This window comes from Nostoc sp., assembly GCF_036919495.1.
Taxonomy (GTDB): Bacteria; Cyanobacteriota; Cyanobacteriia; order Cyanobacteriales; family Nostocaceae; genus Nostoc.
In genome coordinates, this window is the sequence record NZ_JBALBZ010000087.1 from 105,434 (window position 1) to 122,925 (window position 17,492).

Annotated in this window: 18 protein-coding genes and 2 pseudogenes; 14 read left to right on the top strand and 6 right to left on the bottom strand. The window is 42.2% G+C overall.

Annotation, left to right across the window (positions count from 1 at the left end):
* The first annotated feature begins 33 nt into the window (after positions 1-33).
* The 4 genes from V7K25_RS13085 to V7K25_RS13100 all read left to right on the top strand — a co-directional run bounded on the left by V7K25_RS13085 (position 34) and on the right by V7K25_RS13100 (position 2,233).
* Entirely contained in the window at positions 34-471 is a 438-nt protein-coding gene (locus V7K25_RS13085; protein ID WP_324980134.1) for an RrF2 family transcriptional regulator, read from the top strand.
* Positions 472-501: 30 nt separating this feature from the next.
* Entirely contained in the window at positions 502-894 is a 393-nt protein-coding gene (locus tag V7K25_RS13090; RefSeq protein WP_335158533.1) for a pentapeptide repeat-containing protein, read from the top strand.
* Positions 895-992: 98 nt separating this feature from the next.
* Positions 993-1,478 (top strand): DUF2243 domain-containing protein, encoded by a 486-nt coding sequence (locus V7K25_RS13095; protein ID WP_335158535.1) that lies wholly within the window; start codon positions 993-995, stop codon positions 1,476-1,478.
* 122 nt (positions 1,479-1,600) lie between these two features.
* Positions 1,601-2,233, top strand: a complete 633-nt coding sequence (locus V7K25_RS13100) for a DUF4129 domain-containing protein (RefSeq protein ID WP_335158537.1) — start codon at positions 1,601-1,603, stop codon at positions 2,231-2,233.
* Positions 2,234-2,284: 51 nt separating this feature from the next.
* Here V7K25_RS13100 and V7K25_RS13105 read toward each other — a convergent pair whose 3' ends face one another.
* The gene (locus tag V7K25_RS13105) at positions 2,285-3,568 is read right to left on the bottom strand and encodes an aspartate aminotransferase family protein (protein ID WP_335158538.1); all 1,284 of its coding nucleotides are present in this window, start codon (positions 3,566-3,568) and stop codon (positions 2,285-2,287) included.
* 143 nt (positions 3,569-3,711) lie between these two features.
* Here V7K25_RS13105 and V7K25_RS13110 point away from each other — a divergent pair, with 143 nt between their 5' ends.
* Together V7K25_RS13110 and V7K25_RS13115 are read left to right on the top strand one after the other, a co-directional pair.
* On the top strand, positions 3,712-4,776 hold the full coding sequence (locus V7K25_RS13110; protein ID WP_335158541.1) for a potassium channel family protein: 1,065 nt from the start codon (positions 3,712-3,714) through the stop codon (positions 4,774-4,776).
* Between the two features lie 111 nt (positions 4,777-4,887).
* The gene (locus tag V7K25_RS13115; RefSeq protein WP_335158543.1) at positions 4,888-6,111 is read left to right on the top strand and encodes a leucine-rich repeat domain-containing protein; all 1,224 of its coding nucleotides are present in this window, start codon (positions 4,888-4,890) and stop codon (positions 6,109-6,111) included.
* 74 nt (positions 6,112-6,185) lie between these two features.
* Here the strand turns inward: V7K25_RS13115 and V7K25_RS13120 are convergent, their stop codons facing one another.
* On the bottom strand, positions 6,186-6,743 hold the full coding sequence (locus V7K25_RS13120) for a methylmalonic aciduria and homocystinuria type D protein (protein ID WP_335158546.1): 558 nt from the start codon (positions 6,741-6,743) through the stop codon (positions 6,186-6,188).
* A 288-nt stretch (positions 6,744-7,031) separates the two neighbouring features.
* On the opposite strand from V7K25_RS13120, the gene V7K25_RS13125 reads away from it, so the two are divergent.
* A complete protein-coding gene (locus V7K25_RS13125; protein ID WP_335158548.1) occupies positions 7,032-7,196 on the top strand; it encodes a hypothetical protein in 165 nt (54 codons plus the stop codon).
* Positions 7,197-7,219: 23 nt separating this feature from the next.
* Here V7K25_RS13125 and V7K25_RS13130 read toward each other — a convergent pair whose 3' ends face one another.
* The 4 genes and pseudogenes from V7K25_RS13130 to V7K25_RS13145 form a co-directional block, all read right to left on the bottom strand.
* A complete protein-coding gene (locus V7K25_RS13130) occupies positions 7,220-7,426 on the bottom strand; it encodes a glycogen debranching protein (RefSeq protein ID WP_335158550.1) in 207 nt (68 codons plus the stop codon).
* Between the two features lie 128 nt (positions 7,427-7,554).
* Positions 7,555-7,926: pseudogene (locus tag V7K25_RS13135) on the bottom strand (MotA/TolQ/ExbB proton channel family protein); the annotation flags it as partial.
* A gap of 102 nt (positions 7,927-8,028) precedes the next feature.
* Positions 8,029-8,925, bottom strand: coding sequence for a 16S rRNA (cytosine(1402)-N(4))-methyltransferase RsmH (gene rsmH / locus V7K25_RS13140; RefSeq protein ID WP_335158552.1), 897 nt, complete (start codon positions 8,923-8,925; stop codon positions 8,029-8,031).
* 228 nt (positions 8,926-9,153) lie between these two features.
* Positions 9,154-9,507: a hypothetical protein gene (locus V7K25_RS13145; protein WP_335158554.1), complete on the bottom strand. Its 354-nt coding sequence runs from the start codon at positions 9,505-9,507 to the stop codon at positions 9,154-9,156.
* Positions 9,508-9,958: 451 nt separating this feature from the next.
* Here V7K25_RS13145 and V7K25_RS13150 point away from each other — a divergent pair, with 451 nt between their 5' ends.
* The 7 genes and pseudogenes from V7K25_RS13150 (at position 9,959) to V7K25_RS13180 (ending at position 17,340) form a co-directional block, all read left to right on the top strand.
* Positions 9,959-11,143: an NAD(P)H-quinone oxidoreductase subunit H gene (locus tag V7K25_RS13150; RefSeq protein ID WP_335158556.1), complete on the top strand. Its 1,185-nt coding sequence runs from the start codon at positions 9,959-9,961 to the stop codon at positions 11,141-11,143.
* Between the two features lie 31 nt (positions 11,144-11,174).
* The gene (locus V7K25_RS13155) at positions 11,175-11,402 is read left to right on the top strand and encodes a hypothetical protein (protein WP_335158558.1); all 228 of its coding nucleotides are present in this window, start codon (positions 11,175-11,177) and stop codon (positions 11,400-11,402) included.
* A 91-nt stretch (positions 11,403-11,493) separates the two neighbouring features.
* Positions 11,494-11,868: pseudogene (locus V7K25_RS13160) on the top strand (GAF domain-containing protein); the annotation flags it as partial.
* An 83-nt stretch (positions 11,869-11,951) separates the two neighbouring features.
* Entirely contained in the window at positions 11,952-12,341 is a 390-nt protein-coding gene (locus V7K25_RS13165; protein WP_335158562.1) for a VOC family protein, read from the top strand.
* A gap of 646 nt (positions 12,342-12,987) precedes the next feature.
* Positions 12,988-14,724 (top strand): Dyp-type peroxidase, encoded by a 1,737-nt coding sequence (locus tag V7K25_RS13170; RefSeq protein ID WP_335158564.1) that lies wholly within the window; start codon positions 12,988-12,990, stop codon positions 14,722-14,724.
* Positions 14,725-14,935: 211 nt separating this feature from the next.
* The gene (locus V7K25_RS13175) at positions 14,936-16,123 is read left to right on the top strand and encodes a class I SAM-dependent methyltransferase (RefSeq protein WP_335158566.1); all 1,188 of its coding nucleotides are present in this window, start codon (positions 14,936-14,938) and stop codon (positions 16,121-16,123) included.
* Between the two features lie 350 nt (positions 16,124-16,473).
* Positions 16,474-17,340 (top strand): NAD(P)-dependent oxidoreductase, encoded by an 867-nt coding sequence (locus V7K25_RS13180; RefSeq protein WP_335158568.1) that lies wholly within the window; start codon positions 16,474-16,476, stop codon positions 17,338-17,340.
* Positions 17,341-17,492: the final 152 nt, after the last annotated feature.

Below are 17,492 nucleotides of genomic sequence, written 5' to 3' on the forward strand. Positions count from 1 at the left end.
TATATTTAAGTGTGAGTTTAAAATATTACGCCTGTGGTAATCTCTAACAAATCAGAATACGCACTTCTAGCCCTGTTAGAGTTGGCAACCTGCTACCCTAACGGTGAAGCCCTGCAAATTCGAGAGATAGCGGCATTACAAGACATCCCGAACCGCTATTTAGAACAACTCTTAGCCACATTAAGGCGTGGAGGTTTAATTAAGAGTATACGCGGAGCCAAAGGTGGCTATGTTCTAGCACGAGATCCCGGAAAGATTACAGTGTTAGATGCTTTTAGCTGCATGGAAGGATCAGATATCGTCGCCTCTAATCCTGAACCAACTCCCAACACGGTAGAAGGCGAGCTAATTCAGGAAGTCTGGCAAGAAGCACGTCAGGCTGCTAACTCAGTTTTGGAAAAATATACACTCCAAGACCTTTGCGAACGAAGATCAATGCGAAAGCAAAAGGAACTCATGTATTACATTTAGTATAAAAGTAACAATCTGTGAGGCTGTTATATGCCTGAAGTAAATTCTCAACAGCCCATAAATAGTGCCGCTACTCTTGTGGAGAGCTATGCAGTAGGAAAACGGGACTTTAGTAAAGCAGAACTGGGTAATGCTGATTTACAAGGCATTAACTTGAAAGGTGCTGACCTGAGTTATGCTGACTTGAGTGAAGCTAACCTGAGTGGCGCAAATTTGAGGGGAACCGATCTGAGTTTTGCCGATCTGGGTCAAGCTAATCTCAAGGATGCTAATCTCAGGGGAGCATTGTTGATGTCAACGAATCTTCGTCAAGCCGATCTCAAAGGAGCCAACCTGGAAAAAGCAGACTACGATCGCAGCACCAATTTTCCTCAAGATTTTGACCCCGTGAAAGCGGGTATGCAGATTAAATCTGAAAATTAATTAAATAAAGTTCACTGAGCGTACTTGCCTCAAGATAGAAGATATTTCTCCCAAAAGAGTTATATTTTGGTGAATAAAGCCTATCAATGAGGTTGACAATGGAGGCGAAAAGTGAAACCCCCAACCGACGCGCACCACTAATCACTGCTGGAATTTTTCTTGGTGTAGGTATTGGTGGGTTTATTGATGGAATTTTACTGCATCAGATCCTCCAGTGGCATCACATGCTTAGTAATATTCGACCTCTGACAAACATGGCGAATATAGATTTAAACATGGTATGGGATGGGTTTTTTCATACCTTTAATTGGGTATTCACCGTGGTAGGAGTTGTCTTGCTATGGCGTGCGGGAGGGCGTGAAGATGTTCCTTGGTCATCAGAGACCTTTATTGGGTCAATATTGATTGGTACTGGGTTGTTTGACTTCTTTGAAGGTTTAATTGACCATCAAATTCTCGGTATCCATCATGTGAAACCAGGCCCAAATGAGTTAGCTTGGGATCTAGGATTTCTTGTATTCGGTGCGCTACTTATTGTCATCGGCTGGATAATGATAAAAAAGACAAGAGTCATTAGTCATTAGTCATTAGTCATTAGTCATTGGGCATGGGGCATGGGGCATGGGGCATTGGTCAATATCATAGTTCTTCTTCCCCTGCTCCCCCTGCTCCCTCATCCCCCGACTCTCCACTCTCCACTCCCCCTATGACAGATACTTTTGAAAAAACTAGCTGGAGTTGGCAGCTTTCTCAATTTCAACAACAAGCTGGAGAATGGTGGGAATACCAGTTTTACCGCTTTGAACGCGCTTTACCTGAATTTCCTACTGGATGGTCAATTAGTCCAAGGCTTGGTGAGTTGCTGAAATTCCTGTTTTGGCTGGTACTAGGTTTATTTATAGTTTGGGTGGGTTGGCGATTATGGCAAGAATTCAGTCCTTATATATATTATTGGCTGAATAGAAGTGGCAATCTCACTGATTTTCGTGTAAAAAATCGCTCTAGTGAGGCATCCATAGCCCTTTTGTTGGAGCGATCGCAACAATTTTACCGTCAAGGTAACTACCGTGAAGCTTGCCGTTGTTTGTATTTAGCTATGTTGCAGCAGTTACATCAAAACGCAATGTCTAACGACAAGCCGCAGGGCGTCTACGCACCCCATAAACTCAGCCGGACAGATGGAGAATATCTGCAATTACTGCGATCGTTTGTGACTCACATACAGCCTTATGAAACTTTAATTACCACTCACGAGCAATTATGTTTTGGTAATGCCGAGATTTTGCCAGACAATTATGAGCAGTGTCGGCAAGCTTATCAAGAAATTTTCCCCGAATGAAAAAGAGACGTTGTATTGCAACGTCTCTACACAAAATAAACAATATTTTTTCTATTTGGTGAGAGTTGCAATTGCGTTGTCCACAGCTTCCAAGGCAGTGTTTACTTCGGTTTCTGTGACAATTAGCGGTGGCACAAATCGGACTACTTTTGGCCCAGCTGGTACGAGTAATACACCCTCGTTGATGGCAGCATTGACGACATCTGCTGCGGTTAGTTGAATATTGGCTCGCAACTCCAAACCGTTGATTAAACCCCAACCCCGAACTTCGCCAATGTGCTGAGGATATTTAGCTGCGATCGCCTGCAATCCAGTTCGCAATTGTTCACCCCTGTCTTGCACATTCTGCAAAATATTTTCCCGTTCCAATGTCTGGCAAACACTAAGTGCTACACCACACACAAAAGGATTTCCGCCAAAGGTGCTGGCGTGTTCCCCTGGTTGAAAAACATCGCAGAACTTCTTGCTCATCATTGCGCCGATAGGGATACCGCCACCTAAGCCTTTGGCACTGGTGAAGATATCTGGTTCAACGCCGAGATGTTCGTAAGCCCATAATTTGCCACTGCGTCCCATACCAACTTGCACTTCATCAAAAATCAACAAAATGCCAGTTTCGTCGCAAATCTGCCGGAGCTTTTTGAAATAGGCAACATCTCCTGGACGTACACCGCCTTCTCCTTGCAATGGCTCAATCAGAATCGCCGCTACCCGATAATCGCCTTCATCCAACTCGCTAATCGCTACTTCCACAGCGTTAATATCGTTGTAATTTACGTAGTGGAAACCAGGAACCAAGGGATCAAAATATTTTTGATACTTCGGTTGTGCTGTGGCGGTAATCGTTGCCAAAGTCCGTCCGTGGAAACTGGCATTGGCGGTTAAAATAATCGGTTTTTCAATGTCTAATACTGTGTGAGCATATTTCCGCGCCAGTTTAATTGCGGCTTCGTTAGCTTCAGCACCAGAGTTGCAGAAAAACACGCGATCGGCACAAGAATGTTCAACAAGCCATTTAGCCAATTCACCTTGCTCAGGAATGTAGTACAAATTAGAGACATGGTGCAGCTTCTGGATTTGGCGTGTCACCGCTTCTACCATCACTGGGTGCGCGTGTCCCAAAGTACAAGTGGCAATTCCCGCTACAAAGTCCAGATATTCGCGCCCCTGTGTATCCCAAACCCGGCATCCAGCACCCCGTTCTAGGGCTAAGGGAAACCGGGCGTAGGTAGACATGACACCTTCATTAAAGCTATCTGCATCAAAGGGACTAGATGCTACAGACCCTGAATCTGGGGGGATGGTGGCTTGTTCAACGAGAGTTTGTAGGCTCACTACCGCTCCTCCTGAGAGTTTTTCATCATATAGTTATTTACTAGTTTCCTAGAAATCCCTAAAAAATACTTTTTATAACTCGTACTTCTTCTTAAGTTAACGCTTATATAACCTCAAACGCTTGGCGGCGGTGAAAAAAAACTTTGTACTCAACACTTGAGCAAAAATATCAACGTATCCAAAAGGAGTTAATGGCTGGGGCGATCGCTCTTGGCGGTGTTTTCTTGATTGGCACTTTGTGGTACTCGTTAGTGGAGGGCTGGTCATGGGAAGATGCAGCTTATATGACAGTCATCACTCTTGCAACTGTGGGATATGGAGAGACGCACCCACTGGGTAGCCGAGGACGATTGTTTACAATTGCCCTAATTTTGTTGGGTGTAATCAACATCGGTTACATTGTCAACAGATTTACAGAAGCGATCATTCAAGGCTACTTTCAAGAAGGAATTCGGCTACAGCAACAGAGGCGGTTAATGGAATCCCTAACAGAACACTACATTATTTGTGGATTTAGCCGGACTGGTCGTCAAATTGCCAAAGAATTTCGAGCAGAAGGGGTACCTTTTGTAGTGATTGATTCGGAGATGGAATCTGTACGAAGGGCGCAGGCTGAAGGTTACACAGCATTCCAAGGTGACGCTACCTTAGATGACACACTTCTGAAAGTCGGCATTGAACGGGCAATATGTATCGTTGCAGCCCTTCCTTCCGATGCCGAAAATTTATATATTGTTTTATCAGCAAAAACACTGAATACAGGAATTCGGGTGATTGCCCGCGCAAGTACAGAAGAAGCTTTGCAGAAGTTACGACGCGGTGGTGCAGATGAAGTGATATCCCCCTATATTACTGGTGGAAAGCGCATGGCTGCTGCGGCACTCAGACCCCAAGTATTGGACTTTGTAGACGGGATTTTGACAGGTGCAGACCGTCAGTTGTATATGGAAGAATTTTTACTCGATCCAATTTTTTGTCCTTTTGTCGGTCAAACTTTGCAAAAAGCAAGATTGCGATCGCAATCTGGGGCATTAGTTCTGGCAATTCGCCGCGCTGATGGCACTTTAATTGGTGGCCCCACAGGCGATACGGTTTTAATGCCAGGCGATCGGCTAATTGGTATGGGTACAGCAGAGCAATTGCGTAGCCTTAACCAAATTCTTGGCCCAATTGGTTCTCAGAAACTGCGGCGACCGAAAAATAGCTGATTTTATTTTTACTTAATTACTTTTTCATCCCAAATTTAGGTAATTTTTGTCTAGTGTAATTGCGTAAGATAGAGAGTATAATATTATACTATAAAACTATAGTACCATGCAATGAAACTTAGAGTAAGCATCGCCATAATATTTACTTCTGCTTTGGAATTTTACACCACACAGACTATTGCTGCTCCTCTGGAAAATCCCAAAAGCTTTACAGATTGGTGTCAGCAGAAATCAACTTTACCTCCGCAGACAAAACATACAGTTGAGGTTCTTTTAGAAGAAACCCAGACTCAAAATTGCAAGCAGGCTAACCAAAAGCTGACTAATTTGACTAAACTCTCCATCGGCTACAATCAAATCAGCGATATCAAGCCTTTGTCCGCTCTGAATAATTTGACTTCTCTTTCCCTAAGCTCAAATCAAATCAGCGATATCAAGCCTTTGTCTACTCTGAATAATTTGACTTCTCTTTCCCTAAGCTTCAACAAAATCAGCGATATCAAGCCTTTGTCTACTCTGACTAATTTGACTACTCTCGACCTCAGCTTCAACAAAATCAGTAATATCAAGCTTTTGTCTGCTCTGACTAATTTGACTACTCTTTCCCTCCGATCAAATCAAATCAGCGATATCACGCCTTTGTCTACTCTGAATAATTTGACTACTCTTTCCCTCCGATCAAATCAGATCAGCGATATCAAGCCTTTGTCTACTCTAACTAATTTGACTGTACTCGACCTTGACTCAAATCAAATCAGCGATATCAAGCCTTTGCCTGCTCTGAATAATTTGACTACTCTCAGCCTCGGCTCCAATAAAATCAGCGATATCAAGCTTTTGTCCACTCTGAATAATTTGACTGGACTCGACCTCGCCTCAAATCAAATCAGCGATATCAAGCCTTTGTCCGCTCTGAATAATTTGACTACTCTTTCCCTCGGCTCAAATGAAATCAGCGATATCAAGCCTTTGTCCACTCTGAATAATTTGACTGTACTCGGACTTGGCTCAAATGAAATCAGCGATATCAAGCCTTTGTCCGCTCTGACCAATTTGACTATTCTCTCCCTTGAATCAAATAAAATCAGTGATATTAAGCCTTTGTCCACTATGAATAATTTGACTATTCTCTATCTCTCTGTAAATCAAATCAGCGATATCAAGCTTTTATCCACTCTGAATAATTTGACTTTTCTCGACCTCAAATCAAATCAAATCAGAGACATCAAGCCTTTATCCACTCTGACTCATTTGATTCTTATTAATATTAAAACTAACCCGATCGCACCCAAAATATGTCCTGTAAAACCAGAATATGTTTGTAAATTTGATTAGCTTCTGAATTGACAAACGTCAGATTAACTCTGAAGGAATAACCCAAATAAAAAGGAGAGCGATCCAACGCCCAATTAATAATCAATTTCTCTCCACCCATGCATAGCTGCTACGCCTTTAGTAACCCATTCGATCAAAATGGGGGGAGCTTCTGATATCAAAATGCTAGGGTAAACTGCTGCACCCCATTCGGGATGAATTAACACACGGCATTTATTTTTAATCACTGGATAGTTGAGCAAAGCTTTGACAACTGCTGTGTCATCGTGAGGGATTGCTCCGGGATGAGACAGCAAAGGATAGCCTGTACGAGGGTCGATTAAGTCTGTTAAATAGCCGCGATCGCGCAGATTAAATGCCAAATCGCAGCCAAATCTCATAAACTTTTCTCGCAAGCGTTCTTTCTCTGTTTCTACTTCTGCTGTCTTTTCGACTAGTTGATAACGCGATCGCTGTAAGACAATCACTACTCGTAAAAATGGCTGCCGTTTCCAATCTGGTAATATCCGTTCGCAGTTGGCACAGATATATTCACTGGGAGGATGAATTGAAATTTGAACCGTTTGTCCCGTTTCACCAACTAAATTAATGGGACAGGCTTGCTCCGAAGTGTAAACCTTGGGATAGTTCACTAAATTGATTCTGTTTTGACAAGTTTTTTAATTTAATCTCCGGTATAGATGATAGCTCTTAAAAGTTCAGAAAAATCATCAATTTACTATAATATGTTACTTTTTTTGGATGTAGTTGCTAATAATTTGATAATTTTAATCCCAATTTTATCCTTTATTAACCTGTTCTCATGAAATTTGTTGCGATCGCTATCAGCATTGGCATAGGTGCAACGTGTGGTAGACAAGCGATGCCTATAGCGGGCTACACCTACGCTCCTGAAATCTGTTCGATCAAAATCCCAAAAAATGACCTCCATCTCAGACGATTTGCATCTCAAACCAAAATGGTCTAACTGTCAGCAAAGCTGGATTAAACAGCCGTCTGGTGAAGCAAAGCGCGTCAGAGTTTCGTCCAAGGCAAGCAGAAAAAATAAAGGTAATCGTGTCTCTTTGGGAATGCTGAAGCTATGAAGTTTACTTTCCATAGCATCCAATTAATTGAGTTTTAAAGAATTCACAGGTACTTCATCCCAAGAATCCACTGTCCGCAATCGTGCTACCCAACCAGCTTCCTTTTGCGTTTCGGTCAAATTATTCTGAAATGAATCATGACAATCTTTGGCTTGAGATTCATTACAAGTGGCAATACAGGCATGAATCATCCCAGACGGATCAATTTGCTCATTTACCCAAATAGTCATGGAATATTTCCTCAAAAACTGTAGCGAAAAAAGCTATTCGTCATTTTAGAATACTATTAGAGCCAATCAATTTTGGACTTTGGCATGAGCGCGGCTCGACGGAGCGATCGCCAAATGTCTCAATTGAACTATTTTGGATTTATTTTGAATTTTAAATTGTTATCTCCTCTTTCGTAGCGACGGCGGTAGAGTAATTCTAACTGTGCAGCATATTCTTGAATTCAGGCAATCTGTCGCTGGTAGAGTCCCCGGAAGGTGTTGGCAAATAATAGTGTAAAGATTGCCACTACCAACCCTGATGCTGTGGATACTAAAGCTTCACTAATTCCAGATGTTATACCTGTTGTTTTAGTACCTCCCACTTCTTGGATATTTAGAGAAGCAAAGGAGTTAATTAATCCTAATACAGTGCCGAGAAGTCACAACAGGGGCGCAAGACCAATAATTGTCTCAAAAATATTTTGGGAGCGTTTGAGTAAGGGGATTTCGGCTTGTGCTTCTACTTTATAATGCCAAACTCAGAACAAGATTTAGAAAATTATTCTCAGTTCATTGAGGGTATTCGCAGCAGTTCTGAGCGACGAGATGGAGCCGTTTAAGGCTTACAGCAGCTTTTCTGCTATCCTCAGTTTGGCCGATCGCGATCGCGGATTCTGACTAATTTCCTCTTCTTGAGCAATAATCGGTTTTTTTGTCAATACTTTTAATAAAGGTGAATTTCTTAAACCATGCTTCACCGGGCGGTCTTCTAAACTGTGAAAACTGATAATTGCAATTCTGCCACCAGGGACAAGGGCATTTGGTGCTTTATCCAAAAAGGTTTCTAGGGATTTTAACTCATCGTTGACGACAATTCGCAGAGCTTGAAAAACACGGGTAGCGGGGTGAATTCTCCCATAACGGTATTTCGGGGGAACTGAAGAAGCGATGGCATCAGCCAATTCTGTAGTCGTGTGTAACGGTCGCCGTTCTACAATACGACGAGCAATGCGCCGCGATAATCTCTCTTCACCGTACTTAAAGAAAATATCAGCTAATTCTGCTTCATCCCAATTATTAATCACATCAGCAGCAGTTAGCGATCGCCCTCGATCCATTCGCATATCCAAACTTGCAGCTTGGCGAAAGCTAAAACCTCTTTCTGCTTGATCTAAATGGTAAGAACTTACCCCCAAATCAGCTAAAATACCATCGAAAGTGTTAAGGGGAAACTCGTAGTCAGCAAAATTGCTATAAATAAATTGTATGCGATCGCTATATTCAGCTAAATTCTTTTGCGCTGCGGCTAAAGCATCTTCATCTTGGTCAACTGCTGTTACCCGCACATCCGCCGCAGCTTCTAAAATCAAGCGACTGTGACCACCACCACCTACCGTTACATCTAAATAATGTCCACCTGGACGCACCGCCAAACCCTCAATTACTTCCCGTCCCAAAACGGAAATATGAGAAAAAGCCAGTTCTTCTAAATTTAGCGGTGTTTGTAAATCTGATTTCATCTTTAATTTTATTTTTGATAAATAAATGGGATTGACTAATTTCTTAATCTTGCTGTTAGAAATTTAATTATCTGATTTGTAAGAATTCGATTTTTTAACGAACCACAGAGGCGCAGAGAACGCAGAGAGAATAAAGTAGGGATATTCACGATTTAGGGCTGTTATACTCTAACAGGGCTGATAGTGTGAAAAGCACCCCTTCTGCCCTGACACTACGCAAAATCTTACTTAATCCTCCCAAAGTCTTGAGTCAGGAATACTATCTAAATCCGAGTTTAAAAGTGGCTCACTAAAGACAACAGGTTTCCCTTGAGCCTTGATGAAGTCGTCCTCATCCTTTAACAGTTGCTTCTTCAATTCATTACAAAATTCAATTTCATTTTTGATTTCAATATACTTTATTAAATTTTTTCGGATTATCTCCTTCCTCGCTACATTATCATCAGCATCTACTAAATCTTCAGTGGTTCCTTCCAAAAGACTTTCCTGTAAACGCTCTTTAAGAGCATTTATTCTTTCATTTAACCAAGTTATTGTTGAGTGTACTTCTTCATGTATATTTTTATGGTTTTTATCGTGCATCTAACAACCCCTAAATAATTTAAGCTTTTTTAAACTATAAATTTTACTGATAATGCTTTAATCACATCTTCAGTACTGCAAGTGACTCTGTGTATAAATCAAAATAGCTGTTGGCTGTATACGTACCATTCGCCTTAGACACGAACTTATACAAGATTGAACAGGATTTAACAACATCAGGATTTTAAATGCAAAAAGAGATTAGATGAAAAAAAACCTGTGCCTCAATCCCTTACATATCAAGCTTCCCTATAATAATTGAAGAGGTGCAACGAAATGAAACATCAATTACAACACCTTCGCTGCTATCCTCTCTCCAACATAACCCTGTAGAGTCAAATTTATATAGATTGCCCCTACAAACCTCATTTTGGCAGACTAGATAAATCGGCTGTGGTTGACATCTGGGCGGTTCAATTCAAAATTTTCACGAACGGAGAACACGAAATCTATGACCAGACTAGAAACCCGCACTGAACCAATGGTGCTAAACATGGGGCCACACCACCCTTCAATGCACGGGGTTCTGCGGCTAATCATGACTCTGGATGGCGAGGATGTCGTTGACTGTGAACCAGTTATCGGCTATTTGCATCGGGGAATGGAAAAAATCGCCGAGAACCGTACTAATGTAATGTACGTCCCTTACGTTAGTCGGTGGGACTACGCGGCGGGAATGTTCAACGAAGCCGTCACTGTCAACGCCCCAGAAAAGCTTGCAGGTGTTGCTGTCCCCAAACGCGCTAGCTACATCCGCGTCATCATGCTGGAGTTGAATCGCATCGCAAACCACTTGCTGTGGTTTGGTCCCTTCCTCGCTGACGTAGGCGCACAAACTCCCTTCTTCTACCAGTTCCGGGAACGGGAGATGATTTATGATTTGTGGGAAGCCGCTACAGGTTATCGGATGGTGAATAACAACTACTTCCGCGTTGGTGGAGTAGCAGCCGATTTACCTTACGGTTGGGTAGATAAGTGTGTGGAATTTTGCGACTACTTATTACCTAAAATTGATGAGTACGAACGCTTAGTAACCGATAACCCTATCTTCCGGCGACGTGTTGAGGGACTTGGTACTATTACCCGTGAAGAAGCAATTAACTGGGGACTTTCTGGCCCAATGTTACGCGCATCTGGCGTGCAATGGGATTTGCGGAAAGTTGACCATTACGAATGCTACGACGATTTCGACTGGGATGTGCAGTGGGAAACCGCCGGTGATTGCTTTGCCCGTTACGTAGTGCGGATGCGGGAAATGCGCGAATCAGTGAAGATTATTCGCCAAGCAATTAAAGGACTTCCTGGCGGCCCTTACGAAAATCTGGAAGCCAAGCGTTTAGCCGCAGGTAAAAAATCCGAGTGGGACGCATTTGATTACCAATTCATCGGCAAAAAAGTTTCTCCCACTTTCAAGATGCCCAAAGGTGAAATCTACGCCCGTGTAGAAAGTGGCAAAGGTGAATTGGGAATTTATTTGGTTGGCGATGATAACGTTTTCCCTGCACGTTGGAAGATTCGCGCAGCAGATTTCAACAACCTCCAGATTGTCCCACATTTACTGCGGGGCATGAAGGTTGCAGATATTGTGGTGATTCTTGGTAGTGTTGACGTAATTATGGGATCTGTAGATAGGTAGAAAATATTTATCTAAACATTTTTTAGAGCAGTTGCATAATACAACTGCTCTTTTTTTTATAATTTTTGAAGACGCGATTTATCGCGTCTCTAATCTGGCTATAAAAATTTTTTACTCATATAACAGATGTACGAATATTTATAGAATCTTAGACCACGATGCTTGTAATAAATTGCAAAAGTGGTTTAGCGATCGCTGGCAAGATTACGGTTGTGTAGATATTTCCCAAGAATTAGCAGAAATTATCGATCGGAGTTAGGCTAGGCAAGATTTAGTCTTACGAACAAAAAGATCCCCGACTTCTTTAAGAAGTCAGGGATCTAAGCCTTTTGGTGGAGGGCAAATCAAAGTTGTATTATTTTTACAGTCAGTGGCAAGGACAGGTGACTTTTGAATCTTTGAGTTCTCAAGAATTATCAATACTTGGTTCCACTAGCCCCGATGATTGTTTTAACAGCGAGTATGCTGCTTTATACTTAGCAGGACGCGTAAGAGCGATCGCTAATATTGAGTTAGAGCCAATCCAGCCTTGTCACCGAGATTTTCTGTGCAATTTGCAGGTTCGCGCCAACTTGATTGTACCAATCGTCACACCTAAAGGATTATGGGGATTGCTAGTAGCACATCACTGTCAAAGCCCTCACTATTGGTCGCCATCAGATATAGAAATGATGAAAACAGGGGCACAAACTCTAGCAACAGATCGTAATATTCTGGAGAGTTAAGTCACTGTGTATTCAAATCGCCTAAAGTAAAGTAGTAGAAATCCTTGCCAGCACTGATTTTTCTAGATAAGGAGATAAAAACTGTGAAATTTGGTTACACGGTGATTTGGGTAGACGATGTAGTTAAAACCGTGGAATTTTACGAAAAAGCCTTTGGTCTAGTTCGTCGCACTCTCGTGGATAAGGGGCAATCTATGTGGGCGGAAATCGAAACCGGAAACACCACACTAGCTTTCTCCTCTACTAGCGAAGCACAGAAGTTATTTCCTGGTGGCTGCCATCCCAACGACGTTACACAACCACCAGCATTAATCCAAATATCATTTATTACTCCTGATGTTGGCAGCGCTTACATGAGAGCCATTGGAGCAGGCGCAAAAACACTAGATGCTCCTAAAAGCCAGCCTGGGGGACAAACAATTGCTCGTGTCCGCGATCCCAATGGCGTGCTGGTGTCGTTGGTAAGTGCCTAAGTAGCAATTGCCTTAGAAGCGATTAATTGCGCTGAGGATTGCGATCGCAAAAGTGAAAATCAACACTTAAAAGACAATTATTTATAAAATAAATCTTAAGTGGGGTGTGTTACGGCTTTAGCCTAACGCACCGTTTTATATAGCCGTGTGTCAGGCGCTTTAATTATCTTTTTCGTGACAAATTATATTGAAATATGTGCCTAACACAACTTACAGGAATATTAAGAATCGCCATAGCATTTCTAAATAATTTGTGAAAAATTTTATTGGTTCTTCTCTGTGTGTTCTCTATTCCTCTCTGGTTTAATTAAAAACTAATTTTTAAAACTCAGATAGAATTGCTATATATTATTGAACTTCCTATTTAAAATTAAAAACTTTTATTTAATTTTGCATGTAACAAGCTTGGGGCAGACATACAAAACTCTTCCTATATCTTGCCCTATACTAATATTTATCATCATATTTAAAAATCTAAACTTATTTACATAACGCAATCTTCCTAACCATGAAATATGGGTAAAATTGCTGCATAAATCTCTTACCTATCTCTGATAACTTAACACAGGTTCCCATAAGGGACACCTAATTTGATATTTCAATTCTGGAATAGCCAATAGGCTTTACTATCAACAGGACTTTGATCATGACACAACAAATCATTCGTGAAGCACCTGCTCCTAATCCGTTAGAAGGTCAACAGACAAACGCATTCTTCTACGTCCCTGCGCCTAATGAGCCTATTCTCAATGTCAACAACATTCAAGGCAACATTCTAGGTGGGTTCAATAAAGACTACCAAGCCCTCTTATTCCTTGAAATTGAAAATCCAAAGGCTTTCAAGCAGTGGCTTAAGTCACAGATCGACTTCATTGCCACCGCTTCAGAAGTGATTGCCTTCAACCGTCTATTTAAGTCCACCAGAAAACGACGAAACCGCGAAGGCGCTGTTAAGGCAACCTGGGTAAATGTAGCTTTCTCCTTTGAGGGGCTGAAGAAACTAACTAATGATGCCGCCTCATTTACAGATGAAGCCTTTAAAGCTGGGCTAGCAGCACGCGCTGCTGAACTGAACGACCCGCTAGACAAGGATGGTAAACCTATTGGCTGGGTCGTGGGTGGGCCGGATAATGGCAAAGTTGATGTGGTTTTCATCATTGCCAGCGACGATCGCCCGGACTTGTTAGCAGAAGTTTCGCGGATCTTAGAAAGCATTGTGGCTTTTACAGATGAGCAAGGCAAGCCTAAGAGCAGTGGAGCTAGAATTACCTTCTTAGAAGAGGGAGCCAACTTACCCGCACCCGTGACTGGACATGAGCATTTCGGCAACCTGGATGGAATATCACAACCTGGTATTCGTGGCCGAGTTGCTGATAATCCCAAAGAACTTCTCACTCCTCGGCAGAACCCAGAGAATAAAAACCAGGGCAAACCAGGACAGGATCTTTTGTGGCCAGGAGAGTTCGTTTTTGGCTATGAAGGCCAGGACAATGATGCTAAAACATTGGAACATAGCAAAGGTAAGGTTGTATCGGCAGGACTACACTGGGCGAATGATGGCTCTTACCTTGTATTCCGCCGATTACGTCAAGATGTATATAAGTTCCACAAGTTCTTGAACGATATTGCTGTTGACTTAAACACCGATCCTCGGAAGGTGAGCGCAAAGCTGATTGGTCGCTGGCCTAGTGGCGCTCCCACTGTCCGCACGCCCGAAAAAGATGCTCCAAAATTAGGTAATGATGACGATGCCAATAATGATTTTGAATTCAACGGTGATGATCCACCAAAGGATAATTTCTTTAAAAACGATGTAGTCCCACCTTCCGACGATGCAACGGGTCTGCGTTGTCCATTTATTGCCCATACCCGCAAGACTTATCCACGCAATGACAAAACACCAGGAGGTGGAGGCCCAGGCCCCGAGGAGATTGATCGCAGTGAAGTGACCACTCAAACACACCGCTTACTTCGTCGTGGCATTCCTTATGGCCCGGTGTCTGCTTCAACACCCAACAATCCGCTACAAGATGATAAGTTTGTTGATCGTGGCCTCCACTTTTTGGCTTATCAGACCTCGATTGTAGACCAGTTTGAGTTTGTCACTAAGTTCTGGGTTAACAACTCTAACTTCAGCGAGGAGGCTGCTACCGGCCATGAGTTTGAAGGTAAATTAACTCTTGGTCCCGATCCAATTATTGGTCAAAGTGATAATAACAAACCAGGTGGCGATCGCACACGCAAATTCTTTATCCACCTTGAGGATGACCAAAATAAACCTCAAACTAAAGAACTAAGCGCACCTGAAGACTGGGTAATTACTACTGGGGGCGGCTACTTCTTTGCACCGTCGATTTCGGCTTTGAAAGATGTATTGACATAAGCATTTGAGGTATAAAGGTGCTGAAGCATTTTGTGGCGATGGCTTGGAAGTGCAAACTTCCTAAGTTTTGTCTGTCAATAAATGTCAGCGCTCATACCACAGTGGTCTATATTATGGGGTTTGTAGACCGTTAGGGAAATTATGAATTATGAATTTTGTTTTGCATCATTCATAATTCATTTATTTTCTGTACTCCCCAGTATCAAATTTTATGGATTCAAATCCAGTATTGTGTGCAGCGATCGCCAATTACATTACCACCAATCCTCAACAACGAATTACTTTTGCCCAATTCATGGACATGGCATTATACCACCCTGAATATGGCTACTATTCCAGCGATGCAGTCAAAATAGGTTTTAAAGATAGTGATTTTTTCACCTCTCCCAACCTCTGTCCTGACTTTGGCGAGTTACTAGCCGAACAATTTTGCCAAATGTGGGAAATTTTAGGAAAACCTGTACCCTTTTCTCTGGTAGAAATGGGAGCAGGTCAAGGGTTGCTAGCATTACATATCCTTAAGTATCATCAACTGCAATACCCAGATTTTTTTGCGGCACTGGAGTACATCATTGTTGAAAAATCCCCAACTTTAAGACAAGAACAGCAGCAACGCTTGCAAGATTTGCCTGTGCGTTGGTGCAATTTAGAGGAAATACCACCAAATGCGATCGCAGGCTGCTTTTTTTCTAATGAATTAGTAGATGCTTTCCCTGTGCATCAATTCATCCTAGAAACGGGTGAACTCCGAGAAATTTATGTAACCACAGATAAGAATGAGAAAGAAACCAATACCCTATGCCCATTATTTGTAGAAGTCACAAGAGAACCTTCAACGCCCCAACTGGCTGAATATTTAAACTTAGTGGAAATGGACTTGAACCAAAGTACATATCCAGATGGCTACCGTAGTGAAATTAATTTAGCTGCTCTAGACTGGTTGAGTATAGTAGCAGACCGCTTGCAGCGCGGTTATGTGTTAACAATTGATTATGGCTACCCCGCCAGCCGTTACTATAATCCCAGGCGATCGCAAGGAACGCTACAGTGTTATTACCAGCATCGTTTCCATGACAACCCTTATATAAATATTGGGCGACAAGATATCACTGCCCATGTTGACTTTACGGCTTTAGAGCGCTGGGGTGAGCGGTGTAGTTTAGAAAAAGTTGGTTTTATCCAGCAGGGATTATTTTTGCTGGCATTAGGGTTAGGCGATCGGATTGCAGCCCTTTCTTCTCAACAGCAACCTCTCTCACAGTTACTACAGCGCCGGGACTCACTACACCAACTTCTAGATCCTACAGGACTCGGCGGCTTTGGAGTCTTAATTCAGAGCAAAGGTCTGGACAATACAGAAATTTCTCAACCACTAAAAGGATTGACCCTGCCAGAGTAAACATAAAGAAAAAAAGTTAAAACTCTATTTAAAAATGCAGTATCAGTCTTATCTAGACTAGCATAACAGTGATTACTGTAAAGCTAAACACAATACCAAAGTAATAATTATGTCCACTCATGACCTGTTAATGCTAGTAACCTTACTTACCCCAGGAATTTTACTTTCAGTGATAATTATGGTGACTTTTGCGGCTGGTGGCTAATTGCCAGAGACGTTAGTCACTAGTCAGTGAATAGCTATCAATATTTAAAGATAACTGTTCACTGATAACTGATATTAAAATCAAACGATGGAAACGCGATGTCTACAACAGGCTACGCCTACGCTGTACCAAAGGAACTTGAAAAATGAAGGTGGCATTTCTGGGAACTGGACTGATGGGACTACCAATGGCTCAAAGGTTATTAGCCGCAGATATACAGCTAGTTGCCTACAATCGCACCCCAGAAAAATTAGCACCACTACAAGCAGCTGGGGCTGAAATTGTTACACATCCTCGCCACGCCATTCGTGCTGCTGAGTGCGTAATCCTCATGTTGACTAATGCCCCGGCCATTTATAATGTGTTGCTTTCAGACACTGCTTGGCAAACTTTGGAAGGGCGCACAATCATCCAAATGGGAACAATTACTCCTACAGAAAGCCAGGAAATTAGGGATGCAGTTGTTGGTGGTGGTGGTGAGTATTTAGAAGCACCTGTATTAGGGAGTATCCCGGAAGCAAAAGCTGGCGAGTTAAGTATTATGGTAGGGGCCGAGCCAGAACAATATCAACACCACTTAAAGTTACTCCAAAATTTTGGGGCAGAACCTTTACTTATTGGGCCAGTGGGATCTGCGGCGGCGCTCAAATTAGCGTTAAATCAACTCATAGCTTCCCTGACAACTAGCTTTGCTTTGAGTCTGGCTTTTGTCCAGCGTCAGGGTGTTGATGTGGATGTGTTTATGCAAATATTGCGCGACAGTCCACTTTACGCACCTACCTTTGACACAAAGCTACAACGGATGTTGAATGGCAATTATGCTGATCCGAATTTTCCCACAAAACACTTGCTTAAAGATACAGAATTATTTATCTCGGAAGCGAAATCTCGAAGTTTGGATCTTAGCAGTATTAAAGGTGTTCGGCAAATCTTGCAAACAGCCGTAAAAATGTCATTTGCTGATGATGATTACTCATCACTATTTTCTGTAATTAAAGAATGGGGAGAGTAATCGAGGAATAAGTTTTCGTAAGGTAGCACAGCTAACTGTGCTACCCTACTTGAAAAATATTGTAATTTGTAGACCCATTTAGGAAATCTCCCTACACCCCGGCATCCCTGATATGCTTTTTAAAAATGCTGAATCAAAAGGTTTTAACTGAA

What these genes read in the sequence shown, in the direction of transcription:
- V7K25_RS13090 (WP_335158533.1), top strand. Translation starts at nt 502, where the DNA reads ATGCCTGAAGTAAATTCTCAACAGCCCATAAATAGTGCCGCTACTCTT.
- V7K25_RS13095 (WP_335158535.1), top strand. Translation starts at nt 993, where the DNA reads ATGGAGGCGAAAAGTGAAACCCCCAACCGACGCGCACCACTAATCACT.
- V7K25_RS13100 (WP_335158537.1), top strand. Translation starts at nt 1,601, where the DNA reads ATGACAGATACTTTTGAAAAAACTAGCTGGAGTTGGCAGCTTTCTCAA.
- V7K25_RS13115 (WP_335158543.1), top strand. Translation starts at nt 4,888, where the DNA reads ATGAAACTTAGAGTAAGCATCGCCATAATATTTACTTCTGCTTTGGAA.
- V7K25_RS13125 (WP_335158548.1), top strand. Translation starts at nt 7,032, where the DNA reads ATGACCTCCATCTCAGACGATTTGCATCTCAAACCAAAATGGTCTAAC.
- V7K25_RS13130 (WP_335158550.1), bottom strand. Translation starts at nt 7,426, where the DNA reads ATGACTATTTGGGTAAATGAGCAAATTGATCCGTCTGGGATGATTCAT.
- rsmH (WP_335158552.1), bottom strand. Translation starts at nt 8,925, where the DNA reads ATGAAATCAGATTTACAAACACCGCTAAATTTAGAAGAACTGGCTTTT.
- V7K25_RS13145 (WP_335158554.1), bottom strand. Translation starts at nt 9,507, where the DNA reads ATGCACGATAAAAACCATAAAAATATACATGAAGAAGTACACTCAACA.
- V7K25_RS13150 (WP_335158556.1), top strand. Translation starts at nt 9,959, where the DNA reads ATGACCAGACTAGAAACCCGCACTGAACCAATGGTGCTAAACATGGGG.
- V7K25_RS13170 (WP_335158564.1), top strand. Translation starts at nt 12,988, where the DNA reads ATGACACAACAAATCATTCGTGAAGCACCTGCTCCTAATCCGTTAGAA.
- V7K25_RS13175 (WP_335158566.1), top strand. Translation starts at nt 14,936, where the DNA reads ATGGATTCAAATCCAGTATTGTGTGCAGCGATCGCCAATTACATTACC.
- V7K25_RS13180 (WP_335158568.1), top strand. Translation starts at nt 16,474, where the DNA reads ATGAAGGTGGCATTTCTGGGAACTGGACTGATGGGACTACCAATGGCT.